This window comes from Streptomyces albidochromogenes, assembly GCF_005981925.1.
GTDB lineage: Bacteria > Actinomycetota > Actinomycetes > Streptomycetales > Streptomycetaceae > Streptomyces > Streptomyces albidochromogenes.
This window is the reverse complement of sequence record NZ_VBVX01000488.1, coordinates 1-3047: the sequence shown is the minus strand read 5'-3', so window position 1 is coordinate 3047 and position 3047 is coordinate 1. Positions and strand designations below refer to the sequence as shown.

Genomic DNA, 3047 nt, shown 5'->3' with positions numbered 1-3047 from the left:
AGGCCAGGGATTCGACCGGGGAGCGCGAGCCGTCGGCCGGGCAGTGGTACGCCAGGGACGCGGGCCCGGCCGCCGAAGGGGCCGAAGCCGTCGGGATCCTCATGCGGGAAGCCTAGGCGGCACGGTGATCCGCGCGGGTTCGTGTCGGCTGTGTGGCGGGCGTATTGCGGGACCGATTTGACTCTTGTGGGATTCCTATGGATGCGTCAATCTTTCGCCTGTCGGCAAGGTGTGAGAAACGACGCGGACTCCGCAGCGTTTGTTTGTCATGCCCCTGTCGTGCCGCTGTACCGCGTACCGCCGTACCGCCGCACCACCCCCCACCAGCGCACCGCCAATGAGGAGGACCCCTCACATGTCCGTGATGCGTAGTTCCAGGCGAAGAGTTGTCGCAGTCAGTGCCACCGCCGTCGCAGCCCTCGCGCTCGGCGCGGCCTCCGCCCTCCCCGCCAGTGCGGCCGACACCGCCGAAGGGCGGATCCTGAACGCCGGAGCCCCCGGCACCATCGCGGGCAGCTACATCGTGACCCTCGACGAAGCGGCGGCCGACGCCGGTTCGGCGGAGGGCAGGGCGCTGGCCAAGGAGTACGGCGCCAAGATCAAGAAGACGTACACCGCGGCCCTCAACGGGTATGCAGTCGAGCTGTCCGAGGCGCAGGCGAAGAAGTTCGCCGCCGACCCGGCCGTCGACGCCGTCGTGCAGAACCGCACCTTCACCGTCAGCGCGACCCAGCCCAACCCGCCGTCCTGGGGCCTGGACCGCATCGACCAGAAGGCCCTCCCGCTGAACCAGAGCTACACCTACCCGGACACCGCGGGTGAGGGCGTCACGGCGTACGTCATCGACACCGGCGTACGCATCACCCACAGCGACTTCGGCGGCCGCGCCTCCTACGGCTACGACGCCATCGACAACGACAACACCGCGCAGGACGGCCACGGCCACGGCACCCACGTCGCCGGCACGGTCGCGGGCGGCGCGTACGGCGTCGCCAAGAAGGCCAAGGTCGTCGGCGTCCGGGTCCTCAACAACCAGGGCTCCGGCACGACCGCCCAGGTCGTCGCGGGCATCGACTGGGTGACGAAGAACGCCGTGAAGCCGGCCGTCGCGAACATGAGCCTCGGCGGCGGCGCCGACGCCGCCCTCGACACGGCCGTACGCAACTCCATAGCCTCCGGCGTCACCTACGCGGTCGCCGCGGGCAACGAGAGCACCGACGCCTCCACGAAGTCGCCCGCCCGGGTGGCCGAGGCGATCACGGTCGGCGCCACCACCAGCACGGACGCCAAGGCCAGCTACTCGAACTACGGCAGCATCCTCGACATCTTCGCGCCGGGCTCGTCGATCACCTCGGCCTGGAACACCAGCGACTCGGCGACGAACTCCATCTCCGGTACGTCGATGGCCTCCCCGCACGTCGCCGGCGCGGCCGCCCTGTACCTCGCGGCCAACAAGACGGCCACCCCGGCCCAGGTCTCCGGTGCGCTGACCTCGGCCGCCACCACGGGCGTCGTGACGAGCCCGGGAACCGGCTCGCCGAACCGCCTGCTGTACGTGGGCACGGGCTCGACGCAGCCGCCCGGCAAGAAGTTCGAGAACCTCACCGACTACGCGATCAGCGACAACGCCACCGTGGAGTCCCCGGTCACCGTCAGCGGCATCACGGGCAACGCGCCCGCGACGCTGAGCGTGCCGGTCGACATCAAGCACACGTACATCGGTGACCTCAAGGTCGACCTGATCGCCCCCGACGGCACGGCGTACACCCTCAAGGGCTACGGCACCGGCGGCAGCAGCGACAACCTGATCACCACGTACACGGTCAACGCCTCGTCCGAGGTGGCCAACGGCACGTGGAAGCTGCGGGTCAGCGACAACGCGGCGTACGACACGGGCAAGATCGACTCGTGGGCGCTGCAGTTCTGACGCGCTGAACCGATGAGCGGGGGCGGTCGCCGCGGCGGCCGCCCCTTGCGCGCGCCCGCACGCCGGCGCACTCGCACACCCGCCTGCCCGCGCGCCGACGCGCAGCGTACGCCCAGGACCTGACGCTGCGTTGTCGGACGGGGGTGCGGCGGGCGCAGAAGGTGTCGAAGCGGGGCTCGGGCCGACGCGGACCGCGGCGCGGGGTTCCGGCCGCTATACCCCCGTAAGCCCCTGCGTAAAGACAAGTCATCACTTCGGGTGAAACTTTGGCCTGCGCTTGCGGTCAACAACCCACGGTTGCCAGGCTGTTGCTGTCTGTCAACCTGATGGGAGTGGCCAGTGACATTCGGTGAGCAGCCGGCTTATCTGCGCGTCGCCGGCGATCTGCGGCAGAAGATCGTCGACGGTTCCCTGCCACCTCACACTCGGCTCCCGTCGCAGGCCCGCATCCGCCAGGAGTACGGCGTCTCCGACACCGTGGCGCTGGAGGCCCGGAAGGTCCTGATGGCCGAGGGCCTGGTGGAAGGCCGTTCCGGCTCCGGCACGTACGTACGGGAGCAGCCCGTCCCGCGCCGCGTCTCCCGGGGCGGTTATCGCGGAACGGTGCCGCCGACGCCGTTCCGGCAGGAGCAGTCGGAGGCCGGCGCGCGCGGCACCTGGGAATCCAGCAGCGAGCAGGACGAGGCCACCGCGTCCATCGCCAAACGGCTCGGAATCCAGGAGGGCGACCGGGTGATGCGCACGCGGTACGTCTTCAGGGACGCGGGCGAGGCGATGATGCTCTCCACCTCCTGGGAGCCCCTGGCGGTGACGGGGCGTACGCCTGTGATGCTCCCGGAGGAGGGGCCGCTGGCCGGCTGCGGCGTCGTCGAGCGGATGGCGGCCATCGACATCGTCGTGGACAACGTGGTGGAGGAGGTCGGCACCCGGCCCGGCCTCGCCGAGGAACTGCTGCGGCTCGGCGGCGTCCCGGGGCACGCGGTGCTGGTCATCGAGCGGACGTACTACGCGTCCGGGATGGCGGTGGAGACGGCCGACGTGGTCGTCCCGGCCGACCGCTACCGGATCGCGTACCACCTGCCCGTGAAGTGACCGGGGGTGGGCCGGGCGCGGCGGTGAC

General features: G+C 70.6%; 2 protein-coding genes. Both read left to right on the top strand.

Features of this window, described 5'->3' with window-relative positions; translation table 11 throughout:
* The first annotated feature begins 355 nt into the window (after positions 1-355).
* Complete coding sequence (locus E2E34_RS32930; RefSeq protein ID WP_138905502.1) at positions 356-1927, top strand: S8 family peptidase; 1572 nt, start codon at positions 356-358, stop codon at positions 1925-1927.
* 339 nt (positions 1928-2266) lie between these two features.
* On the top strand, positions 2267-3019 hold the full coding sequence (locus E2E34_RS32925; RefSeq protein WP_138905501.1) for a GntR family transcriptional regulator: 753 nt from the start codon (positions 2267-2269) through the stop codon (positions 3017-3019).
* Positions 3020-3047 lie beyond the last annotated feature (28 nt).